This window comes from Streptomyces sp. Alt3, assembly GCF_030719215.1.
In the GTDB taxonomy this organism is placed as follows: domain Bacteria; phylum Actinomycetota; class Actinomycetes; order Streptomycetales; family Streptomycetaceae; genus Streptomyces; species Streptomyces glycanivorans.
Genome location: NZ_CP120983.1, coordinates 2,415,982 through 2,437,860 on the forward strand (window position 1 = coordinate 2,415,982; position 21,879 = coordinate 2,437,860).

General features: G+C 70.1%; 16 protein-coding genes and 1 pseudogene. 12 read left to right on the top strand and 5 right to left on the bottom strand.

The window, feature by feature from the left end:
• The first annotated feature begins 515 nt into the window (after nt 1-515).
• From P8A20_RS10180 to P8A20_RS10215, 8 genes are all read left to right on the top strand, one after another.
• Nucleotides 516-4,349, top strand: coding sequence for a sensor histidine kinase (locus P8A20_RS10180; RefSeq protein WP_306103367.1), 3,834 nt, complete (start codon nt 516-518; stop codon nt 4,347-4,349).
• Between the two features lie 9 nt (nt 4,350-4,358).
• Nucleotides 4,359-4,772, top strand: a complete 414-nt coding sequence (locus tag P8A20_RS10185; RefSeq protein WP_006127850.1) for a roadblock/LC7 domain-containing protein — start codon at nt 4,359-4,361, stop codon at nt 4,770-4,772.
• A gap of 134 nt (nt 4,773-4,906) precedes the next feature.
• A complete protein-coding gene (locus P8A20_RS10190; RefSeq protein ID WP_003966010.1) occupies nt 4,907-5,314 on the top strand; it encodes a DUF742 domain-containing protein in 408 nt (135 codons plus the stop codon).
• A complete protein-coding gene (locus tag P8A20_RS10195) occupies nt 5,295-5,876 on the top strand; it encodes a GTP-binding protein (RefSeq protein ID WP_014153856.1) in 582 nt (193 codons plus the stop codon). Before P8A20_RS10190 ends, P8A20_RS10195 begins: the two co-directional genes overlap by 20 nt.
• Nucleotides 5,877-6,225: 349 nt before the next feature.
• Nucleotides 6,226-9,417, top strand: coding sequence for a sensor histidine kinase (locus tag P8A20_RS10200; protein ID WP_147959662.1), 3,192 nt, complete (start codon nt 6,226-6,228; stop codon nt 9,415-9,417).
• 10 nt (nt 9,418-9,427) lie between these two features.
• Nucleotides 9,428-9,841, top strand: coding sequence for a roadblock/LC7 domain-containing protein (locus tag P8A20_RS10205; RefSeq protein ID WP_124272100.1), 414 nt, complete (start codon nt 9,428-9,430; stop codon nt 9,839-9,841).
• An 89-nt stretch (nt 9,842-9,930) separates the two neighbouring features.
• The gene (locus P8A20_RS10210; RefSeq protein WP_147959661.1) at nt 9,931-10,611 is read left to right on the top strand and encodes a DUF742 domain-containing protein; all 681 of its coding nucleotides are present in this window, start codon (nt 9,931-9,933) and stop codon (nt 10,609-10,611) included.
• Nucleotides 10,592-11,173, top strand: coding sequence for a GTP-binding protein (locus P8A20_RS10215; RefSeq protein WP_014048542.1), 582 nt, complete (start codon nt 10,592-10,594; stop codon nt 11,171-11,173). Before P8A20_RS10210 ends, P8A20_RS10215 begins: the two co-directional genes overlap by 20 nt.
• A gap of 107 nt (nt 11,174-11,280) precedes the next feature.
• Here the strand turns inward: P8A20_RS10215 and P8A20_RS10220 are convergent, their stop codons facing one another.
• Nucleotides 11,281-11,484, bottom strand: a complete 204-nt coding sequence (locus tag P8A20_RS10220) for an acyl-CoA carboxylase subunit epsilon (protein WP_014153860.1) — start codon at nt 11,482-11,484, stop codon at nt 11,281-11,283.
• An 80-nt stretch (nt 11,485-11,564) separates the two neighbouring features.
• The gene (locus P8A20_RS10225; RefSeq protein WP_306103368.1) at nt 11,565-13,148 is read right to left on the bottom strand and encodes an acyl-CoA carboxylase subunit beta; all 1,584 of its coding nucleotides are present in this window, start codon (nt 13,146-13,148) and stop codon (nt 11,565-11,567) included.
• Nucleotides 13,149-13,757: 609 nt separating this feature from the next.
• Here P8A20_RS10225 and P8A20_RS10230 point away from each other — a divergent pair.
• The 3 genes and pseudogenes from P8A20_RS10230 (at nt 13,758) to P8A20_RS10240 (ending at nt 18,327) form a co-directional block, all read left to right on the top strand.
• Nucleotides 13,758-14,969: a glycoside hydrolase family 64 protein gene (locus P8A20_RS10230; RefSeq protein WP_306105137.1), complete on the top strand. Its 1,212-nt coding sequence runs from the start codon at nt 13,758-13,760 to the stop codon at nt 14,967-14,969.
• Nucleotides 14,970-15,089: 120 nt separating this feature from the next.
• Nucleotides 15,090-16,346 (top strand): annotated as a pseudogene (locus tag P8A20_RS10235) (metal-dependent hydrolase family protein); the annotation flags it as partial.
• A 316-nt stretch (nt 16,347-16,662) separates the two neighbouring features.
• Nucleotides 16,663-18,327 carry an amidohydrolase gene (locus P8A20_RS10240; RefSeq protein WP_371934392.1) on the top strand — a complete coding sequence of 555 codons (1,665 nt, stop codon included), beginning with the start codon at nt 16,663-16,665 and terminating at the stop codon, nt 18,325-18,327.
• 102 nt (nt 18,328-18,429) lie between these two features.
• Here the strand turns inward: P8A20_RS10240 and P8A20_RS10245 are convergent, their stop codons facing one another.
• The gene (locus P8A20_RS10245; RefSeq protein ID WP_147961069.1) at nt 18,430-18,954 is read right to left on the bottom strand and encodes a hypothetical protein; all 525 of its coding nucleotides are present in this window, start codon (nt 18,952-18,954) and stop codon (nt 18,430-18,432) included.
• Nucleotides 18,955-19,196: 242 nt separating this feature from the next.
• Here P8A20_RS10245 and P8A20_RS10250 point away from each other — a divergent pair, with 242 nt between their 5' ends.
• On the top strand, nt 19,197-19,811 hold the full coding sequence (locus P8A20_RS10250; RefSeq protein ID WP_147961070.1) for a YceI family protein: 615 nt from the start codon (nt 19,197-19,199) through the stop codon (nt 19,809-19,811).
• Between the two features lie 63 nt (nt 19,812-19,874).
• On the opposite strand, the gene P8A20_RS10255 is transcribed toward P8A20_RS10250, so the two are convergent.
• Together P8A20_RS10255 and P8A20_RS10260 are read right to left on the bottom strand one after the other, a co-directional pair.
• The gene (locus P8A20_RS10255) at nt 19,875-20,516 is read right to left on the bottom strand and encodes an SAM-dependent methyltransferase (RefSeq protein ID WP_306103370.1); all 642 of its coding nucleotides are present in this window, start codon (nt 20,514-20,516) and stop codon (nt 19,875-19,877) included.
• Nucleotides 20,513-21,550, bottom strand: coding sequence for an NAD(P)/FAD-dependent oxidoreductase (locus P8A20_RS10260; protein ID WP_147961072.1), 1,038 nt, complete (start codon nt 21,548-21,550; stop codon nt 20,513-20,515). The genes P8A20_RS10255 and P8A20_RS10260 overlap by 4 nt, the downstream gene beginning before the upstream one ends.
• Nucleotides 21,551-21,879 lie beyond the last annotated feature (329 nt).

The window sequence follows — 21,879 nt, forward strand, 5'->3', positions numbered from 1 at the left end:
TCCCCGCCATGGCCGGGATGAGACGGCGATCATCATGTGAGTTTGCTCACGAAGTTGCCGACAAAAGGTCCATTGCAGACAGTTGACCGCCATAGGCAAACCAGACAATACGTCACTGAATCCGGCATTCCGCTCCCGATCATCGCGTCTGGGACACCCTTCACCCTCAAGGAGTCCACCCGCAATCACCCGGTTTGACCCTGAACACGCTCCACGCCTTGTTACTCCTCCATCACACCGTGTCATCCAGGTCACAGCCCGGTACACGGCCCTTGTTGGAGATCCATCACTGTGCTGGAATTCCACGCACCGCCGCGGGTTTCAGGCCCAGCGCGCAGGGGCGCAACGCAGCGCCGAGTGGCGGCGGGAGGGGGAAGTACGCCGGTCACTCACGACCACCATGGGGCGCGTCCAGCGCCCCACGACGCCGACACCGTCCCATCGCGCCCACGCGCGGAGGGACGCCTGGTCCAGAGGTTGCGACGCTAGTGCAGGGACGTTTCAAGAGGGATGGCATGGGGTCGCCCCAGCCCCGCCAGGGCCGAGGGGAAGCTCCGGCGGATCAGGAGCCGCGCGGCGGGAACGACCGCGGCTCCTCGCCCCAGCACGCCCAGAATCCCGGTGCGCCCGGTGACGGCGGCGAGCGCGCGCAGCGCCCCGGCGTGACGGCCGCCGGCGGCGCGGAGGCGACCGAGCCCCAGACGCCGGCCGGGCCCACCTCGGCAGGCTCACGCATCGCCCTGCGCAACTGGCGCATCAGCACGCGTCTGGTCTCGCTGCTCGCTCTCCCGGTGGTCGCGGCGACCACGCTGGGCGGGCTGCGCATCAACGAGTCCATGAACGACATGGACCAGCTGGAGCACATGCAGCTGCTCACCAAGATGACCAAGCAGGCGACCGCGCTCGCCAACGCGCTCCAGGAGGAGCGCGACAAGTCGGCCGGCCCGCTGTCGAACGGCGTGAAGGCCACCGACTACAAGGTCACCCAGCCCCGGGAGCGCACCGACCGCGCGAAGGCCGCCTTCTTCGAGGCGACCGACGAGATCGGGAACACCCCCGGCGACGCGGCGCTGGACAGCATCCACGCGAGCGTCAGCCAGATCGGCACGCAGCTCGGCAACATCACCAGCATCCGCAAGGACGCGTACGCCGCCGACAGCCCGAGCCTCAACACGATCGACCAGTACAGCCAGCTGATCACGTCGCTGCTGAGTCTTTCGCAGGACATGGCGCAGGCCACCAGCAACCCGGAGATGATCAAGCGCACGCGTGCGCTGGCCGCCTTCTCCTCCTCGAAGGAGTACGCCTCCGTCGAGCGCGCCATCATCGCCGCGGCCCTGCCCGGCGGCGACAGCAACAAGACGCACCTGAACGACAACGACCAGGCGTTCGGACGCAACGCGCTCGGCAAGGCGAGCTCCACCCTCAAGACGTTCGAGACGACCTACGAGTCCACGGGCAGGAGCTCGGCCGAGCTGCTGGCCCCGCTGGACAACGGGAATCCCGAGATCACCGCCGCCGACATCTACGCCAAGAAGGTGCTCGACAGCCCTCTGGGCATGGAGGGCAGCGGCAGCAAGACCCGTACCTACATGGACTGGTACGACCAGAGCTCGAACAAGATCCAGGCGATGAAGACCATCGAGGAGACCCTCCTCGGTGAGATGGAGAGCAAGGCCCGCGAGCTGCGTGAGGAGTCGCAGCGCGACGCGATCCTCAACGGTGCGATCATCCTCATCGTCCTCGGTGTGTCGCTGGTCGGCGCGTTCGTCGTGGCGCGATCCATGATCCGCTCGCTGCGGCGCCTCCAGGACACCGCGACCCGGGTCGCCCAGGACCGGCTGCCCGAGCTCGTCCGGCAGCTCTCCGAGACGGACCCGCAGGACGTCGACACCTCCGTCGAGTCGGTCGGTGTGCACTCCCGGGACGAGATCGGCCAGGTGGCCGCGGCCTTCGACGACGTGCACCGCGAGGCGGTCCGTCTGGCCGCCGAGCAGGCGCTGCTGCGAGGCAACGTCAACGCGATGTTCACCAACCTCTCGCGCCGCAGCCAGGGCCTCATCCAGCGCCAGCTCTCGCTGATCTCCGAACTGGAGTCCCGCGAGGCCGACCCGGACCAGCTGTCCTCGCTGTTCAAGCTCGACCACCTCGCGACCCGTATGCGCCGTAACGGCGAGAACCTCCTCGTCCTCGCGGGTGAGGAGCCCGGTCGCCGGTGGACCCGGCCCGTGCCGCTGGTCGACGTGCTCCGTGCCGCCGCCTCCGAGGTGGAGCAGTACGAGCGCATCGAACTGGCCGCGGTGCCCGCCACCGAGGTCGCAGGCCGTGTGGTCAACGACCTCGTGCACCTGCTCGCCGAGCTGCTGGAGAACGCCACGTCGTTCTCCTCGCCGCAGACGAAGGTGCGGGTCACCGGTCACGCGCTGCCCGACGGCCGTGTGCTCGTCGAGATCCACGACACCGGTATCGGCCTGTCCCCCGAGGACCTGGCCGCGATCAACGAGCGGCTCGCCGCGCCGCCCACCGTGGACGTCTCGGTCTCGCGCCGCATGGGTCTGTTCGTGGTCGGCCGTCTGTCACTGCGTCACGGCATCCGTATCCAGCTGCGGCCCTCCGACTCCGGCGGCACGACCGCACTGGTCATGCTTCCCATGGAGGTCGCGCACGGCGGCAAGCAGCCGCCGAAGCCGGCTCAGGGCAAGGGCCCGCAGGGCGGCGCCCCGGGTGGGCTGCTGGGCGGCGGTGCTCCCGCCTCCGGCGGCCAGCGTCCGGGTCTCGGTGGTTCCGGGTCGGCCCCCGCCATGGGGCTGGGCTCGTCCGCTCCGCGCGGGCAGGTCGGTGCGGGTTCCGCACCGCGGGCCGCGCTGCCCTCACGCGACGGCGGAGCGCGTCAGCCGGGCCTCGGCCAGCAGGGTCCTTCCCTGCCCGGTCAGGGCCGGACCGAGGGCCCGCGTCAGGGCGGCGGTCTCGCCGGTGCCTTCACCGGCGGCGCCCGGCCCGGCGCACGCTCCCCGCAGGACCCCTCGGCCGGTGCGGACTCCGGCCGGCCCAACCTCTTCGGGCACTCCGGCCAGCAGAGCGGTCCGCCCGCGCGGCAGACTCCGCAGCCGCAGGCCCAGCTCGGACAGGGCGGGCCGCAGCAGCCCGGCGGCCCCGGCCGTCAGCTTCCGCCCTCCGGCGGACCGCGTGCCGAGCTGCCCGGTGGCAACCCGCAGCCGCAGCGCCCGCAGAACACCAGCTGGGGCGTCGAGGAGCAGGGTGCCGCCAGGCGTCCGCAGCCGGACTCCGCGCGCGGTCACGAGGAGCACGACGCAGGCCGCTTCGCCAGGCCGGGCACCTCCGGGCCGAACCAGCCGTTCAGCCCGCCGAACCAGCGTCCGCCGATGGACGACCGTCAGGGCCCGGCCGCCACCGCGGAGTTCGCCCGTCCGGACTTCTCGGCACCGCAGGCGCCCATGGCCCCGCAGGGCCAGGACCCGGCGAGCACCGCGCAGTTCGCCCGCCCCGACTTCAACGCCCCGATGCCGCAGGACCAGGGCTTCGGCGGCCAGGCCCCGATGTCCCAGGACCAGGGCTTCGGCGGCCAGGCCCCGATGTCCCAGAACCAGGGCTTCGGCAACCAGGCCTCCATGCCGCAGGACCAGGGCTTCGGCAACCAGGGCCCGATGTCCCAGAACCAGGGCTTCGGCAACCAGGCCTCCATGCCGCAGGACCAGGGCTTCGGAGCCCAGGCCCCGCAGCACCCGCAGGCACCCGCACCTCGCCGCGGCGACGACGCCGGGTTCGGCGCGCCGCTTCCGCCGGCCCCGGCCGCGGGTGAGCTGCCGCGACGCCCCGCCCTGCCGCAGCAGTCCGAGGCACTGCCACCGGCCGGTCCCGGTGACGGGCGCACGCCGCTGTACGACACGCTGGAGACGAACTGGTTCCACGGACCGCAGCAGGGCGGCCAGCAGCCGCCCGCCGCGCCGCAGGCACCGGCCGCTCCCCAGCCCGCCGACGTCCCGCCCCCGGCGATGCCGCGGCGCGGTGCGGCCGACACCGGCGCCACCAGTTCGTGGCGCGCTTCGCCCAACGACGAGCTCGTGCGTCAGGCGGAGCGGGTCAAGAAGCCCGCAGCGGGCGGGATCACCACCTCCGGACTGCCCCGTCGTGTCCCACGTGCCAATTTGGTTCCGGGCACTGCTCAGCAGCAGAATCATCAGTCCGGACCTCAGGTCTCGCGTGCGCCGGATGACGTACGCGGCCGTCTGACCAATCTCCGCCGGGGCATCCAGCAGGGACGACAGGCCAACACCGGCTCGTCTACCGGCAGTTTCCAACTCGGCCCCACTCACCAGCAGGAGCGTTAGTTGAGCCCGATGAGTCAGGCCGCACAGAATCTGAACTGGCTGATCACCAACTTCGTGGACAACACCCCAGGGGTGTCCCACACGGTGGTGGTCTCCGCGGACGGCCTGCTGCTGGCGATGTCCGAAGGTTTCCCGCGCGACCGCGCCGATCAGCTGGCGGCTGTCGCCTCCGGTCTGACGTCGCTGACCGCGGGTGCCTCCCGGATCTTCGAAGGCGGCGCCGTGAGCCAGACGGTCGTGGAGATGGAGAGGGGATTCCTCTTCCTCATGTCCATCTCCGACGGATCGTCGCTCGCCGTCCTCGCACACCCGGACGCGGACATCGGTCTGGTCGGGTACGAGATGGCTCTCCTCGTGGACCGCGCGGGGACCGTCCTCACCCCTGACCTCCGCGCCGAGCTACAAGGAAGTCTGCTCCACTAGACGGCCATGCGGCAGACACCTGACACGATCCCCCCAGGTACTACTCGAAACCCTCACCCGTCCGGCCGAAACAGCCCCTCACCGGCCACCTTCAGACGGCAAGCCGACACCCTGCTGTCACGCCCGGAGGATTTATGACCCCGCCACCCGCCTCACCTGATCCGTACGGCGCACTGCACCACGCGTCGTACGACGGTGAAGGCGATCAGCCGCTGGTGCGCCCGTACGCCATGACCGGCGGCCGGACCCGGCCGCGCTACCAGCTCGCGATAGAGGCGCTGGTCAGCACCACCGCGGACCCCGCCCATCTCGGGACCCTGCTGCCCGAGCACCAGCGGATCTGCCACCTGTGCCGTGAGGTCAAGTCGGTGGCCGAGGTCTCGGCCCTGCTGTCCATGCCCCTGGGTGTGGCACGGATCCTCGTGGCGGACCTGGCGGAAGCCGGCATGGTGGCCATCCACCAGCCGGGCAACGGAGAGGCCGGCGGCGCGCCGGATGTAACACTGCTCGAAAGGGTGCTCAGTGGACTTCGCAAGCTCTAGCGGCGGTACGGCCCGCTCCACCACCTCGGCGAAGATCGTGGTGGCAGGGGGCTTCGGCGTGGGTAAGACCACGTTTGTCGGTGCCGTTTCGGAGATCAATCCGCTGCGCACCGAAGCCGTGATGACGTCCGCGTCCGCGGGCATCGACGACCTGACCCACACCGGGGACAAGACCACCACCACCGTGGCCATGGACTTCGGACGCATCACCCTGGACCAGGACCTGATCCTCTACCTGTTCGGCACCCCCGGACAGGACCGCTTCTGGTTCATGTGGGACGACCTGGTCCGCGGCGCCATCGGCGCCGTCGTCCTCGTCGACACCCGACGCCTCGCCGACTGCTTCCCCGCGGTCGACTACTTCGAGAACAGCGGCCTCCCCTTCGTCATCGCCCTCAACGGCTTCGACGGACACCAGCCCTACACACCCGACGAAGTACGCGAAGCACTCCAGATCGGCCCGGACGCTCCGATCATCACGACGGACGCCCGCCACCGCGCGGACGCCAAGAGTGGCTTGATCACCCTGGTCGAGCACGCCCTGATGGCCCGGCTGAAGTAGCCGCAAGTCGGGAGCGATCTACGGAAGTTGTTGTAGTCACGCGGGGGCGGGCTGTGTCGTTTGACACGCCCCGCCCCCGTGTTCATAACATTTCGACAGTGAAATGGGGCTCTGCCGATACCCGACGCGCACGGTCGGTACCGCTCTGCTCATGCGAGCCTCGCCTTTTGGCGGGGCTCGCTCTTTATGCCCGTTTTATCGGCGACCGGCCGTACTCGGAATCACTCATTCCGACTGTTTGGAACGCGACCGGTCCGCGTGCTGCAATGCCTCGAACTACCGAGCAGTACGGCCCCTGAACGATAATCCGGCACAACGTAGGTGCCGACGCCGAGAGGTTGTTGGTCGAGTGAGGCGAAGCAACGAGGGCTCCGCGGCGCAGCCGGAGCGGGGCAATTTCACGCCACCGCCGCGTGCTGCGGTGTCCCCGCCTGCGGACACGTCGTCCGAGGCGGAACCGGCAGGCGGCAGCACCAGTCGGCTGTCGCCCCGGAACTGGCGCGTGCCCACCCGTCTGAACGCGATTCTCCTGATTCCGGCCCTCGTCGGTCTGGTCATGGGCGGCTTCCAGGTGAAGGGGTCGGTCGACACCTGGAACGAGGCTCAGGACGCGGAGAAGACCGCCCTGGTCGTCCGGGCAGCCGCGGAGTACGGGCAGGCACTGCTGAACGAGCGTGACCTCACCGCTCAGCCCCTGCTGTCGAACAAGCGCACCGCCGCCGAGGTGGAGAAGGTGCGCGCCACTACGGACAGCGCCGCGCAGAAGTTCGACGCGGCCGTGAAGAACATGCCGGACAAGGAGGGCCTCCACCGCCGCCTGAAGCTGTTCGAGGTGGAGGAGCCGCTGCTCCCCGAGCTGCGCAAGGCCGCTTACGCCGAGGCCATGGACCCGGTGAAGACGGAGGAGGGGTACACCAAGGTCCAGCACTCGCTGATGGAGTTCTCCAACGAGCTCGGCCTGGGTACCGGCAACATCACCAGCTACGGCCGGACCGTGTACGCGATCGAGCTGGCCAAGGCCGCAGAATCGCTTCAGCGCTCGATCGGCATGCACCTGCTGGTGCGTCCGAGCCAGGAGGAACGCAAGTTCAACGGCCAGGTGACGGCGTTCAGCTCGTACAACTACCTGGAGCAGATCGCCCTCGGTGAGTTCGTCTCCGGTGGTACGGAGGCCGACGCCGCCCGGCTGAAGGAAGTCATGGCCGGCAAGGCCGCCGAGGGGGCCGCGCAGCTGAAGGCCGCCGCGGCGCAGGCCAAGGCGGCGGACAAGCCCTTCGTGGCGCCCCCGAGCATCGACGGTTCGGTCTTCGACGGCATGGCCCAGCAGATCGGCCAGGGCAGGACGCCCGAGGAGCTGGAGGCCAAGGGAATCACCCCCGAGACCTGGATGGCCGCGTCCACCGCGAAGTTCGACGGCTACACCACGGTCGAGAACGAGCTCGTCGACAAGGCGGTGACCGAGGCGGCGGAGATCTCGACCGACGCCCGCAACGACGCCATCCTGAACGCCGCGATCGTGATCGTCGCGCTGCTGGCGGCCTTCATCATCGCCGGGCTCATGGCTCGCCAGATGAGCCGCTCGATGCGTCAGCTGCGTACGGCCGCCTTCGGCATCGCCGAGCAGCGGCTGCCGATGCTGGTCGACCAGCTGTCGCGGACCGAGCCCGGCCGGGTGGACACCCGGGTGCAGCCGATCCCGATCAACAGCCAGGACGAGATCGGCGAGGTCGCCCGCGCCTTCGACCAGGTGCACCGCGAGGCCGTGCGGCTCGCCGCCGAGCAGGCCATGCTGCGGGGCAACGTCAACGCGATCTTCACCAACCTGTCGCGCCGCAACCAGTCGCTCATCGAGGGCCAGCTGACCCTCATCACCGACCTGGAGAACAACGAGGCCGACCCGGACCAGCTGGAGAGCCTCTTCAAGCTGGACCACCTGGCCACGCGTATGCGCCGTAACGGCGAGAACCTCCTCGTCCTCGCGGGCGAGGAGCCCGGCCGCCGCTGGAACCAGCCGGTGCCGCTGGTCGACGTGCTGCGTGCCGCCTCCTCCGAGGTGGAGTCCTACGAGCGCATCGAGCTCACCGGTGTGCCGGAGAGCGAGATCCACGGCCAGGCCGTGACCGACCTCGTGCACCTGCTGGCCGAGCTGCTGGAGAACGCCACCACCTTCTCCTCGCCGCAGACCAAGGTCCGGGTCACGGCGACCCGGCTCCCCGACGGCCGCGTCATGGTCGAGATCCACGACAAGGGCATCGGCCTCACCGCCGAGGACTTCGCGGACATCAACCACAAGCTGGCCAACCCGCCGACCGTGGACGCCGCGGTGTCCCAGCGGATGGGTCTGTTCGTGGTCGGCCGGCTGGCCGACCGGCACGGCATCCGCGTCCAGCTGCGACCCTCGGGCGAGCAGGCCGGAACCACGTCGCTGGTCATGCTGCCCGACGCCATCACCCATGGTGGCGGTGGCGAGGCGGCCCAGGACGGCGACTTCACCGTCTCCTCGATCATGCCCGAGCAGCAGCAGCCGGCTCAGGCCTTCGACCCGACGCCGCAGCCCCTCCCGATGCGCACGGCGGCGGAGCTCGGCTTCGACGACTCCCGCTACGACACCCCGGCGGCGGACTCCCCGCAGCTGGACCCGGTGAACCGTTCGCTGATGCGTGAGGAGCGCCGGGCTGCGCTGGAGGCCCAGACGGGCGGCGAGCACACGCCCTTCCAGCAGGAGAACGCCGCCGGGCAGCACCAGGAGTACCCCCAGGAGCAGTACGGCCAGGCGCCTTACGCTCCCGAGCAGTACGCCCAGGAACAGCAGGAGTACACGCAGCCCGGTTACGAGGGCGGCTACGACCCTTACGCCGGCAACGGTTTCCAGGATCCGCAGCAGAACTCCTATGCGGAAGCCGCGTATGGCGCTCCGGACGGCCGGCAGGAGCAGTACGCCGACCAGTTCGCCCCGCAGGACGGCGCCTCCCACCAGGGCGAGTGGGCCGACCAGGGTTCGTACCAAGGGGCCTTCGATCCCCTGGCACAGCCCGAAGCGGAATCCGTACCAAGCACTCCCGCCGGGACACAGGAACACGTAGGCTTCGACCGCCCGGGACCGACCCCGAGCCCCGGTCAGGACCTGACCGAGGCGGGTCTCCCGCGTCGTGGCGGCCAGCAGCACTGGCAGCCCACCGGTCGCGGAAACGATCAGCCCGCCCCGCCGGAGCAGCGGCAGCGGCCGGTGCCGGAACAGCCGCAGGAGCCTGCCGCGGGGGAAGGCCCCGAGGACTGGCGCTCGGCGAACGACGAGCGCTGGGAGCGGGCCGAGAAGCTCAAGGATCCGAAGGCGGGCGGGATCACTCCTTCCGGTCTTCCCCGGCGCGTGCCCAAGGCCAATCTGGTCGAGGGCACGGCGGAGCAGACCCAGCAGGGCGGCCCACAGGTCTCCCGCGCTCCTGAGGACGTGCGGGGCAGGTTGAGCAACCTGCGCCGTGGGGTCCTGAGGGGGCGTACCGCGGGGTCGGACACAAGTAATACCTACAACCAGGAGCGTTAGTGTGAGCCCGATGAGCCAGGCGGCGCAGAATCTCAACTGGTTGATCACCAACTTCGTGGACAACACCCCAGGGGTGTCCCACACGGTGGTGGTCTCCGCCGACGGACTCCTGCTGGCGATGTCCGAAGGTTTCCCGCGCGACCGCGCCGATCAGCTGGCGGCCGTCGCCTCCGGTCTGACGTCGCTGACCGCGGGTGCCTCCCGGATCTTCGAAGGCGGCGCCGTGAATCAGACCGTTGTGGAGATGGAGCGGGGATTCCTCTTCATCATGTCCATCTCCGACGGATCTTCGCTCGCCGTCCTCTCCCACCCGGACGCCGACATCGGCCTGGTTGGGTACGAAATGGCACTTCTCGTGGACCGTGCAGGAAGTGTTCTCACCCCGGATCTCCGCGCCGAACTCCAGGGAAGTCTTCTTAACTAATAGACAGACAGTGCGTTTCTCGTCACCGCGCCATAAGGTGCGGTGGCGCGGCACCACTGGGATGGCGAACGGCAGTCGGAGGAGGAAACGTGGCAGCACCCACAGGCGGACACCCGTACGAGGGTGGTCAGCGGGTTCCGGGTGAGCAGGGCGAGAGCCGTTACGACACCCCCTCCATGCCCGGCAGACAGGGCCCGCAAGACCCTTACCAGCCGTATCAGCAGCCGTATCAGCCGTACCAGCAGACCCATCAGGGCGCGCAGGACGGCGACTGGCAGCAGCACGGCTCCGGGTGGCAGCAGCAGCAACCGCCGCAGTACCAGCAGCAGCCGCAGCACGAACAGCAGCCGCCGCAGCGGTACGAGACGCCGCCTTCGCGCATCCAGCCCGTCCAGCGCCAGGCCCCGGCGCCCGCCAAACCGGCGGCACACAACCCGCTGGTGCGCCCGTACGCCATGACCGGCGGCCGGACCCGGCCGCGCTACCAGCTGGCCATCGAGGCGCTGGTCAGCACCACGGCCGATCCGTCACGGCTGCAAGGGCAGTTGCCCGAGCACCAGCGGATCTGCCGGCTCTGCATCGAGATCAAGTCGGTGGCCGAGGTGTCGGCCCTCCTCTCGATCCCGCTCGGCGTTGCCCGGATCCTCGTCGCCGACCTGGCGGAGGCCGGACTCGTCGCTATCCATCAGCCCGGCGGCGACGAGGCCGCCGGCGGCCAACCAGATGTGACACTGCTCGAAAGGGTGCTCAGTGGACTTCGCAAGCTCTAGCGGCGGAGCGGCCCGCTCCACCACCTCGGCGAAGATCGTGGTGGCAGGGGGCTTCGGCGTGGGTAAGACCACGTTTGTCGGTGCCGTTTCGGAGATCAATCCGCTGCGCACCGAAGCCGTGATGACGTCCGCGTCCGCGGGCATCGACGACCTGACCCACACCGGGGACAAGACCACCACCACCGTGGCCATGGACTTCGGACGCATCACCCTGGACCAGGACCTGATCCTCTACCTGTTCGGCACCCCCGGACAGGACCGCTTCTGGTTCATGTGGGACGACCTGGTCCGCGGCGCCATCGGCGCCGTCGTCCTCGTCGACACCCGACGCCTCGCCGACTGCTTCCCCGCGGTCGACTACTTCGAGAACAGCGGCCTCCCCTTCGTCATCGCCCTCAACGGCTTCGACGGACACCAGCCCTACACACCCGACGAAGTACGCGAAGCACTCCAGATCGGCCCGGACACCCCGATCCTCACGACGGACGCCCGCCACCGCGCGGACGCCAAGAGCGCGCTGATCACCCTGGTCGAGCACGCCCTGATGGCCCGGCTGCGCTGACCCGGCCTCGCACGAGAAGGCCCCGTACTCCTCGGAGGAGTACGGGGCCTTCTCGTCGCTACGGGCCCTGCGGGCCCTGGCGGGCCTCGGGTGGCCTGTTCTCAGCCCTAGCCCTGCCAGCTGTGCGGGGCACGGAAGCCGGGGGTGCGCTCCAGGCGACGCCATCCGGCGGTGCTACGGCCCCGGTGGGCGGGTGCGTCGGGCTGGGCTGCGGCGCGGGCGAGCAGGACCGCGGTGATGGCGGCGAGCTCCTCGGGGCCGGCCTGGCCCTTCTCGACGCGCAGGACCGAATCGGCGGGAGTGACGCTCATGGATGTCTCCGTCTTCTGGGGCAGTTGGTCGCGGAACGTGGGCGGGATGCCGGCGGCCGGGGCCGCCGCCGCGGCTGCGACTACTGCGGGGGGTTGCCGTGCTTGCGGGACGGCAGGTCGGCGTGCTTGTTGCGGAGCATCGAGAGCGAGGCGATCAGCACCTCGCGCGTCTCGGCGGGGTCGATGACGTCGTCGACCAGGCCGCGCTCGGCCGCGTAGTAGGGGTGCATCAGCTCGGCCTTGTACTCCTTGACCATGCGGGCCCGCATGGCTTCGGGGTCCTCGGCGTCGGCGATCTGACGGCGGAAGATGACGTTGGCTGCGCCCTCGGCGCCCATCACGGCGATCTCGTTGGTGGGCCAGGCGTAGGTGAGGTCGGCACCGATGGACTGGCTGTCCATGACGATGTAGGCACCTCCGTAGGCCTTGCGCAGGATCAGCGAGATCCTCGGCACGGTGGCGTTGCAGTACGCGTAGAGCAGCTTCGCTCCGTGCCGGATGATCCCACCGTGCTCCTGGTCGACGCCGGGCAGGAAGCCGGGTACGTCCAGAAGAGTGATGATGGGGATGTTGAAGGCGTCACACATCTGGACGAACCGCGCGGCCTTCTCGGACGCCTCGATGTCCAGGACACCGGCCAGTGCCTGCGGCTGGTTGGCCACGATGCCGACGACCTGACCGTCGAGCCGGGCCAGCGCGCAGACGATGTTGCGGGCCCAGCGCTCGTGGACCTCCAGGAAGTCGCCGTCGTCGACGAGCTCCTCGATGACCTTGTGCATGTCGTACGGGCGGTTGCCGTCGGCCGGGACCAGGTCCAGCAGGACCTCGCCGCGCCGGTCGGCCGGGTCGTCGCTCGGCACGACGGGCGGGTTCTCGCGGTTGTTGGAGGGCAGCATCCCGATCAGGTAGCGGACCTCGGCGATGCAGGTCTCCTCGTCGTCGTACGCGAAGTGCGCGACGCCCGAGGTCTCGGCGTGCACGTCCGCGCCGCCGAGGCCGTTCTGGGTGATCTCCTCGCCGGTGACCGCCTTGACGACGTCCGGTCCGGTGATGAACATCTGCGAGGTCTCACGGACCATGAACACGAAGTCGGTCAGCGCCGGGCTGTAGGCCGCTCCGCCCGCACACGGGCCGAGCATCACGCTGATCTGCGGGATGACGCCGGAGGCCCTGGTGTTGCGCTGGAAGATCCCGCCGTAGCCGGCGAGCGCGGAGACGCCCTCCTGGATACGGGCGCCGGCGCCGTCGTTCAGCGAGACCAGCGGGGCACCGGCCGAGATGGCCATGTCCATGATCTTGTGGATCTTCGTGGCGTGGGCCTCGCCCAGCGCTCCGCCGAAGATCCGGAAGTCGTGCGCGTAGACGAAGACCGTCCGGCCCTCGACCGTGCCCCAGCCGGTGATGACACCGTCGGTGTACGGCTTCTTGGCCTCCAGGCCGAAGCCGGTCGCCCGGTGGCGGCGCAGCTGCTCGACCTCCTTGAACGATCCCTCGTCCAGCAGCAAGTCGATGCGCTCCCGCGCCGTCAGCTTGCCCTTGGCGTGCTGCGCCTCGGTCGCCCGGTCGCTCGGTCCACGTCGGGCCTGCTCACGCAGCGCCAGCAGCTCGGCCACCCGGCCACGCGTGTCGCTCGGCTCGCCCGGGATTTCGTCCACAACGGTCATACGTCGACCCTACGAACCCGATCCAGAAAACCCTGCCGTTCACTCCGGACAGTCTCCTGCCCCGTTTCCTGGTGGCACCTGACAGAAGCCGAGCACCATGCAGCCCATCTGCCAGCTCACAGGGCCTGCGCTTTGTGGATCCCCGACAAAGGCGTCGATGTGTTCCCGGCCACACGAGGGCCCGCGCGCCACGCCGTGGATCCACCGGGGCGGACGACCGCGCCCACCATGGCGGCAGGGGACCGCACCGGATCCCGGGCCCGGCGGCAGACGCACCGCAGGGGCCGAGGTGGACAGTACCCGCCGGCGGACGCCGGGACCGACGGGGCCCTCCGGACAGTCCGCGCCCGGACTGCCGAGCGCCTTCAGTTCCTGTTCACTCCCCGCATACGACGATGGACCAGGAGTGGCCAAAACCCTTTCCAAGACGTCGAGTTGTGAAGAACAGCGACTTCTTGAGAGCGCTCTCAGTCCTAACTCTTGACGCTTGCCCGACCCAGTGGCGAGAGTGGTCCGCACCGCAGGCAGCCCCCCACCTCCCCGCGCACCATCCCCTGACTCCTGCCTGCCCCCCCACATCTCGGGAGTTCCTTCGTGATTTCGCGCAGAATGTTCCTGACGGGCGCCGCCGCCTCCGCGACCGCGCTCACCTATCCCCTCTGGGGCTCCGCCCTGAGCCCGCGCACGTCGGCTGCCGCCGCGACCTGCGAACTGGCCCTGGAGAACAAGTCGTTGCCCGGCACGGTGCACGCATACGTCACCGGCCACGAGCAGGGCACGGACCGCTGGGTGCTGCTGCGCCCCGACGGCAGCGTCTACCGCCCCGACTCCCCCGGCGCCCCGCAGACCCCGCTGCCGGTGGACTGCGCGATCCCCCTGAAGGGTGCCGGCGCCGGTCCCGTCGTCCTGACCCTGCCCCAGATGTACGGGGCGCGGGTCTACTTCGTGCGCGACGACAAGCTGGACTTCTACCTCAATCCGGGCCCGTCCCTCGTGGAGCCGGCCTTCGCGACGTCCACCGACCCGAACTACGGCAGGACCTGGTCGTTCTGCGAGTTCACCTTCAACCCGCAGCAGCTGTACGCGAACATCAGCTACGTCGACCTCGTGACGGCGCTGCCGATCGGGCTGACCCTGGAAGGCGACTCCACACACACGGTCGCCCCGCTCCCGGACGGCGCGGTCCAGCGCATCGCCGACGACCTCACGGCCCAGGCGGCTTCCGACGGACAGCCCTGGGACAAGCTGGTCACCCGTGGCTCGGACGGCAAGGTCCTGCGCGTCGTCTCGCCGCAGAACCTGATGGCGCCGTTCTTCGACCGGCCGGACGAGATGCCCTTCCGGGACCTGTTCACCGCGCAGATCGACGAGGTCTGGGAGAAGTACCGTTCGACCGACCTGCGCATCGACCTGCAGGGCGGCCGGGGCACGCTGGCGGGCCGGGTGAGCGGTGACACGCTGACCTTCGAGGGCGGCCACACCTTCGTCAAGCCGACGTCGAAGGACATCTTCACCTGCAACCACGGGCCCTTCACGAACAACCCGGATGACTCCGACGACAAGAAGGCGCTGCTGGCCAGGATCGCCGCGGGCTTCAACCGCTCGATCATGCTCAGCCACCCGCAGCAGCCCAACGGCACCACGGTGTCGGACTACTACAAGGGCGGGGTGACCAACCACTGGTCGCGGGTCGTCCACGCGAACTCCCCGATCGGCTACGCGTTCCCCTACGACGACGTACGCCCGGACGGCGAGCCCGACGTGTCGGGGGCGGCCCACGACGGCAACCCCCGGCGCTTCACGGTGAGCGTGGGCTCCTGACCCGCCCGTGACACCGTGCCCGCCCGCCGCCGGTCCGCGGCGGGCGGGCACAGCCGCGTCCTGCACCCGTGCGGCCCACTCCGGCCTGCGCCGTGGGCCCGGCGGGCCGATCGTTGACAGATGTCCTCCCTCGGTGAGACCTCGGTCGGTGACCCCGGTGAGCGGGTCCTCCTCCACGGCCTGCGTCTGATCGACGGCACCGGCCGTGCTCCGGTGCCGGACGCCGCGCTGCTGATCGAGGGGGAGGTCATCAGCTGGGCGGGCCCCTCGGCGCTGCTTCCCGAAAAGCACGGACCGGTGCGACGGCTGGATCTGGCAGGCCGGACCCTGTGCCCCGGTTTCATCGACACCCATGTGCACTTCGCCCTGCCGGGGCCCGCCGGCAACCCCCTCCAGGGCCTGTACGAGCTGCCGAGCTACCGGGCCCTGAAGGTCCTGGACCGGCTGCGCACCACCCTGGAGAACGGGGTCACCACCGCCAGGGACCTGATGGGACTGGACGCGGGCTTCCGGCAGGCCGTGGCGGAGCGGAGGGTCCCCGGGCCGCGACTGCTGGTCTCGGTCACCATGCTCAGCCAGCGGGCGGGGCACGCGGACTTCACCCTCGCCGGCGGGATCGACGGGCTCGCCGTCGCCGTCGCCTTTCCCGAGAGCCCGCGCAGCCTGGTCGGTTCCGTCGACGACATGCGGGCCCGGGTGCGCGACCTGGTCGCGGCGGGAGCCGACTGCATCAAGCTCGCCACCAGCGGCGGCGTCACCTCCCCGCACGACCGGCCCGAGTGGCTCGGGCTGCGCCCGGAGATGATCGAGGCGGCCGTCGAGGAGGCGCGTGCCTACGGAGGGCTGCCGGTCGCGGCGCACGCCATCGGGCGTCCCGGCATCGAGGCCGCCGTCCGCGCGGGGGTGAGCAGCATCGAGCACGGCTACGCCCTGGACGACGGGCTGCGGGCGGAGATGGTGGAACGCGGACAGTTCCTGGTGCCGACGCTGCTGGAGACGACGCAGGACCTGGATCCGGCGCGCACCTCTCCCTCGGCGTACGAGAAGGGGGTGCGCTGGCACCGGATCGCCCAGGAGTCGGTGGCCCTGTCCGCCGCCGCGGGGGTCAGGATCGCGATGGGGACCGACAGCGGCCTGGCGGTCGGCCACGGCAGGAACCTCCAGGAGCTGGGACTGCTGGTCGACATCGCGGGCCTGTCGCCCATGGCGGCGATCGTGGCAGCGACCGGTGACGCCGCGCGGCTCTGCGGCGTGGACGACGTCACCGGGACACTTGAGGCGGGCAAGGCGGCCGACCTGGTGGTCACGGACGTCGACCCCCTGTCCGACATCGCCTCGCTGGGCGATCCCGCCCACATCCTGGCCGTGGTGAAGGAGGGCCGGATCGCCGTCGACCGCGCCGGCGTCCTCGGCGAAGGCGTCCTGCCCGCGCTCCGCCCCTCGCCGGCCCGTCCTCAGGCCCGTGGTTCCGAGCTGTGCTTCCGGCCCGCGCGTCCGGCCCCGGCGGAGGAGTGTGTAACTCCGCTGCCACGCAGGTCTATTGACTTCGCAACATCCGGAATGGAGAGTGCCGGGCACTGTACTTGTACGTGCCATCGGACCGGAGGCGCCTGTGTGCGACCTGCACGACCCCAGCGACCACAACCATGCGGTACACACAGGCGACGGGCTGAGCCGCAGACGGATCATGCAGATGCTGGGGGCCGCCGGGATCGGCACCGCCGCGATGGGTGCGACAGCGGATCCGGCCATGGCGGCTGCCTCCGACGAGGCCGCCGGACTCGCGGTGGACGCGGCCGCGTACACGCCGCCCCGGGGACTGGCCGAGGACTCGGCTGCCAAGCGGACGGCGCTCGGCTGGATCGAGCGGAACACTTCACGGATCAACGGACTGAACGACGAGATCTGGGAGCACGCCGAGCTGAGCCTGCGCGAGTGGAACTCGTCGCTCGCGGAGGCCGACTTCCTGCGCAAGGCGGGCTTCGAGGTGGAGTTCGGCACGGCCGGCTTCCCCACCGCGTTCACCGCGACGTACAAGCGGGGCAAGAGCGGCCCGGTCATCGGCTTCAGCGGTGAGTACGACGCGCTTCCCGGACTGTCGCAGAACAAGGGGGTGGGCGAGCACGACCCGAAGGAGTACGTCCACGACCCCTTCGCCCCGGGCTACGGTCCCGGTCACGGCTGCGGTCACTGCGCTCTGGGAACCGCGGCGGCGGCAGCGGCCGCAGCCGTCGCGGAGGCGTCCCGGCGCCACAAGCTCGATGTGACGGTGAAGTTCTTCGGCTCGACCGCCGAGGAGCAGCTGATCGGCAAGACCTATGCCGTCAGCAGGGGCGTCTACGACGGGCTCGACGCCTTCCTCGACTGGCACCCCTCCACCGGAAACGCGACCGGATGGGGCACGTCGAACGCGATGACGGCCGTCACGTTCACCTTCCTGGGAGTGGCGGGCCACGGAGGCACCCCGCTCGGGAACAAGAGCGCGCTGGACGCGGCCGTGATGATGGCGACCATGTCGGAGTTCCTCCGCGAGGAGAGCATGGCTCCTTCGGCGCGGCTCCACTGGGTGATCAACAACGGCGGGGACATCCCCAACGTGACGCCGGAGATCGCGGAGATCTCCTACTACGTCCGCGAGGGGAGCGTCGAGCGGGTCACCTCACTGCTGGACAAGGTCATCGCCGTCTCGGAGGCGGCCGCGACTGCCAGCCGGACGTCGGTGCGGCACCGGATCACCTCGGCGTGCTGGAACCAGCTGCCCTCGAAGGCCTTCGCCGAGCTGATGTACGACAACATGCGGCAGATCGGGCCTCCGGTGTTCTCCGAGGACGCCCAGCGCCTGGCCAAGGAGCTCCAGAGCTCGCTGGGGCTGCCGGAGAGCGGTCTGCACGACAGGATCGGTGAGCTGGCACCGCCCAACCCGGTCTTCCTGGGCGGCGGTTCCACCGATGTGGCCGATATCAGCTGGCAGGTGCCGACCGTCTCCATGGGCGCTGCCGTGGCCCCTGTCGGGACGAAGATGCACACCTGGTCGACCGCGTCCTGCGCCGGATCGGCGCCCGCTCACGCGGCGATCAGGGCTGCCGCGTCCTATCTGGCGGCGACGGCCGTCGACCTGCTGGTGAAGCCGGAGCTGCTGCGGGGCGTCAAGGAGGAGTTCGAGAAGCGGACCGAGGGCCTGACCTGGAAGACCGCCCTGCCGGAGGGCTACGAGCCGCCGATGTACGAGCCGCCCGCCTGGTTCCTGGAGAGGACGGGGCAGAGCTGGCCGCCGGGGAACATCACCTGGCCGCCGCGCCGGATCGTGAGCAAGGAGAAGTTCGCCTCGCTGGGGCCGGCGCTGGAGCCGCAGGTCTGAGAGAGCACGAGGTGCCCCCGTCCGGTACCGGGTTCCGGTGGACGGGGGCACCTCCGCGTGCGGGGTGCGGCCGGTGCGGTATGGCCGGATCTCGCCGGTCGGTCAGCAGCCGCCGCAGTTGTAGTACGTCACGTCCCAGTGGTTGCCCTCGTCCGCGTAGACGTTGCCGGAGCCGGACTTGTACTGCGGGGCGCCGTCGCCGCGCAGGCCGATGTAGCTGAACGTGCCCTTCACGTAGTTCGTGAGGCAGGTGGTCTTGCCGAAGTCGAGCTTGTAGCCGTTCCAGTGCGAGTACGTGCCGCTCGCGTGCCCCGTCTCCGTGCCGCCGGTGATGTTGAGCGCGCAGCCCGTGGCGCTCTTCAGCGTCTGGGCTCCCTGGGCGCTGGTCAGGTTGAGCTGGTCGAAGGACGTGCAGGTGGAGACGTTCCGGTTGGAACAGCCGCCCGAGGAGGACCAGGTGATCCCTGACGAGGAGAAGCGGGAGGTCGCCTGGGAGTGGGTCAGCTTGGTGACGGCGTGCGCCTCGGTGGCGCCGCCGCCGAGGACACCGACGCCGGGCACGAAGAGGGCGCCCAGGACGAGGGCGAGTGCGGTGAGGGCCGAGCGGACTCTGGGTCGGGTCAGCATGGGGGGGATGTCCTCCTGCTCATGACAATTACGGGCAGGGAGATAGTGCCTCAGCTCTACGCGCGTCCGCCAGGGTGCGACAGAGGCCCGCCCGGCGCTCCCCGCGACTTCCGGACCGGCCTGGACCCTTGATGTTGAACTTTGAACAAAAAGGGTCTACAGTCAATCTCGTTGAAGGTTAAACCAAACGTTCGGCGATCCGCTCTGCGGAACGCGTCGGAACACGTCCCCGAGGAGGAGCCATGGCTCTGTTCAACCGCAAGAACACCGCCCCGTCCACCACCGCGACCCTCGCCGTGGACCCGGCGCTGGCCGCACTGACCGGCACGTACACGATCGACCCGGCACACAGCAGCATCGGTTTCACCGTGCGCCACGCCATGGTCACCAACGTCCGCGGCTCCTTCGGTGAGCACGAGGGCACGCTGGTCCTGGACGGCGCAGCCCCCTCCAACTCCTCCGCGTCCATCGACGTCAAGATCGCCAGCGTCGACACCGGCATCGCCGACCGTGACGGCCACCTGGTCAGCGGCGACTTCTTCGACGCCGAGAAGTTCCCCCTGATGTCGTTCCGCTCGACGCAGGCCGAGCAGCTCGGCGGCGACACCTACCGTGTCACCGGCGACCTCACGATCAAGGACGTCACCCGCCCGCTCTCCATCGACCTGGAGTTCAACGGTTCGGCCACCGACGTCTACGGCAACGAGCGCGTGGGCTTCGAGGGCAGCACCGACATCCTGCGCTCCGACTGGGGCCTGACCTGGAACGCCGCCCTGGAGACCGGTGGCGTGATGGTCAGCGACAAGGTGAAGCTGAACTTCGACATCTCCGCGATCAAGGCCGCCCCGCAGGCCTGATCCTCCGGAACCGAGCGCGCCCGCCGGCCCTTCCCCCCGGGGAAGGACGGCGGGCGCTCGGCGTCAGCGGCCGGCTGCCACGCGGCGCAGCTTCAGCGCGTTGTCGGTGCGGGTGGTGGGGTTGCCCTCCGGGTCGTTCTGGATGCGTTCGTGCTCCTCGCTGAGCAGCACCTCCCACTCCCCCTCCGGGAGTTCGAGGGAGGCGAGCACCTCGTCCGTCGTCGGCAGCTCCATGTCCGGGTGGTCGTGTTCCCAGGAGGGGAAGCCGGCGTGCCCGACGACGAGGAGCACACCGCCGGGCGCGACCACGGAGGCCGCCTGCCGCAGGATGCGCTCGCGCGGCAGGTCCCCCATGGAGTGCAGGAACTGGGCGGAGACAAGGTCGTACTCCCCCTCGGGGAACGAGGCCCCCAGGTCGTGCCACTGCCAGTCGATCCGGTCCGCGACACCGGCATCGGCCGCGTGGACCGCCGCGCGTTCCAGGGCTACGCGCGAGATGTCGGTGGCGGTGACCTTCCAGCCGAAGCGGGCGAGCCACACCGCGTCGGCGCCCTCGCCGCAGCCCAGGTCCAGGGCGCGGCCGGGCGTGAGGCCCTCCATCTCGCGCACGAGGATCACGTTGGGGTTCCCACTCCAGATCCGGTCGCTCTCGCGGTAGCGGTCGTCCCACATCTCCGCGTCGGTCCGGGTGCTGTCGGTGGTCATCGAATCTCCTGAAGTCCGTGACGGCGGTCCCCGAGCACACGCTCGGTGACCTGGCGCTCGGCCTCGGCCGAGAAGGGTGTGCGGCGGGCGTCGACCGCGCGCCGGGTGTCCTCGGTGACGAGGTCCATGTTGATCATCGACGCGGCCTTGAGCCCGGCGGCCGCCGCTCCGACGACCTGCTCCATGAGGTTGGCGACGTTGCCGGCCACCCACACGCCGGGCACCTCGGTGGCTCCCGAGGGGTCGGCCGCGATGTAGGTGCCGACGACGTGGTCGCCCATCAGCATCTCGGTGGGCGCCAGGCCGAGGCTCTCCAGCACCGTCGACCTCGCGGTGAAGCGGGGCTGGACGACGAGCGCCTCGCGCGGGACGACCGTGCCCCCGGCCAGCCGCACACCGGCGAGCCGGTCGCCGGCCACCTCCAGCCCGGCCACCGTGCCCTCCACCACGGAGATCCCCCGGGCGGCGAGCTGCTCGTACTCCTCGTCGGTGAAGTCGGCCTGCTCGTGGCGGAACAGCACCACGTCGTCGGTCCACTGCCGCCAGAGCAGGGCCTGGTGGACGGCCATGGGGCTGAGGGCCAGGACACCGACCGGCCGGTCCCGCACCTCGTAGCCGTGGCAGTACGGACAGTGCAGCACCTCGTTGCCCCAGCGCTCGGCGATGCCGTCCACCGGCGGCAGCTCGTCGATGATCCCCGTGGTCACGAGCAGCCGACGGGCCTCGACGACTCCCCCGTCCGCCCGCACGACACGGAATCCGCCGGCCAGCTTCCCGGCCGAGACGACCTCCCCGCGGACGACCTCGGCACCGTAGTCCGCGGCCTCGGCCCGGCCGATGGCCAACAGCTCCAGGGGCGGGATGCCCTCCCTGCCCAGGTAGTTGTGGGCGTGGGACGCGGGTGCGTTGCGCGGACTGCCCGCGTCGATCACCAGCACGGAACGCCGCGCCCTGGCGAGGGCCAGCGCCCCGCTCAGCCCTGCCGCCCCACCACCGATCACCACGACGTCGTACCGCTGGTTCGTCTCGCTCATGCGGATCACCTCCTGTTACGGGAGATGGTGCGCGCGGGGCGCCGGATCGACAAGCTTGCTTGCCGAAGCGGCAAATTCGCACCAGGCGGTCCCGCCCGGACTCCGCTCCCCCTGGTGTCGGCAAGGACACGATCGCCTCGATCGGGCAGGGGCGCCGGTCACTCCAGGCGGACTTCGCGACGCGGCTGGACGAGCTGCTGCACACCAAGGGCGGGTCACTGTGTCGAAGGTGCCCCGGAAGAAGCGGTTCCCGGCGTCCGTGCAGGACTTCGTCGAGTACGGCGCCGAGCGGCCTGGCCCGCCAGTCATGGCCCCAGGGCTGAAATCCC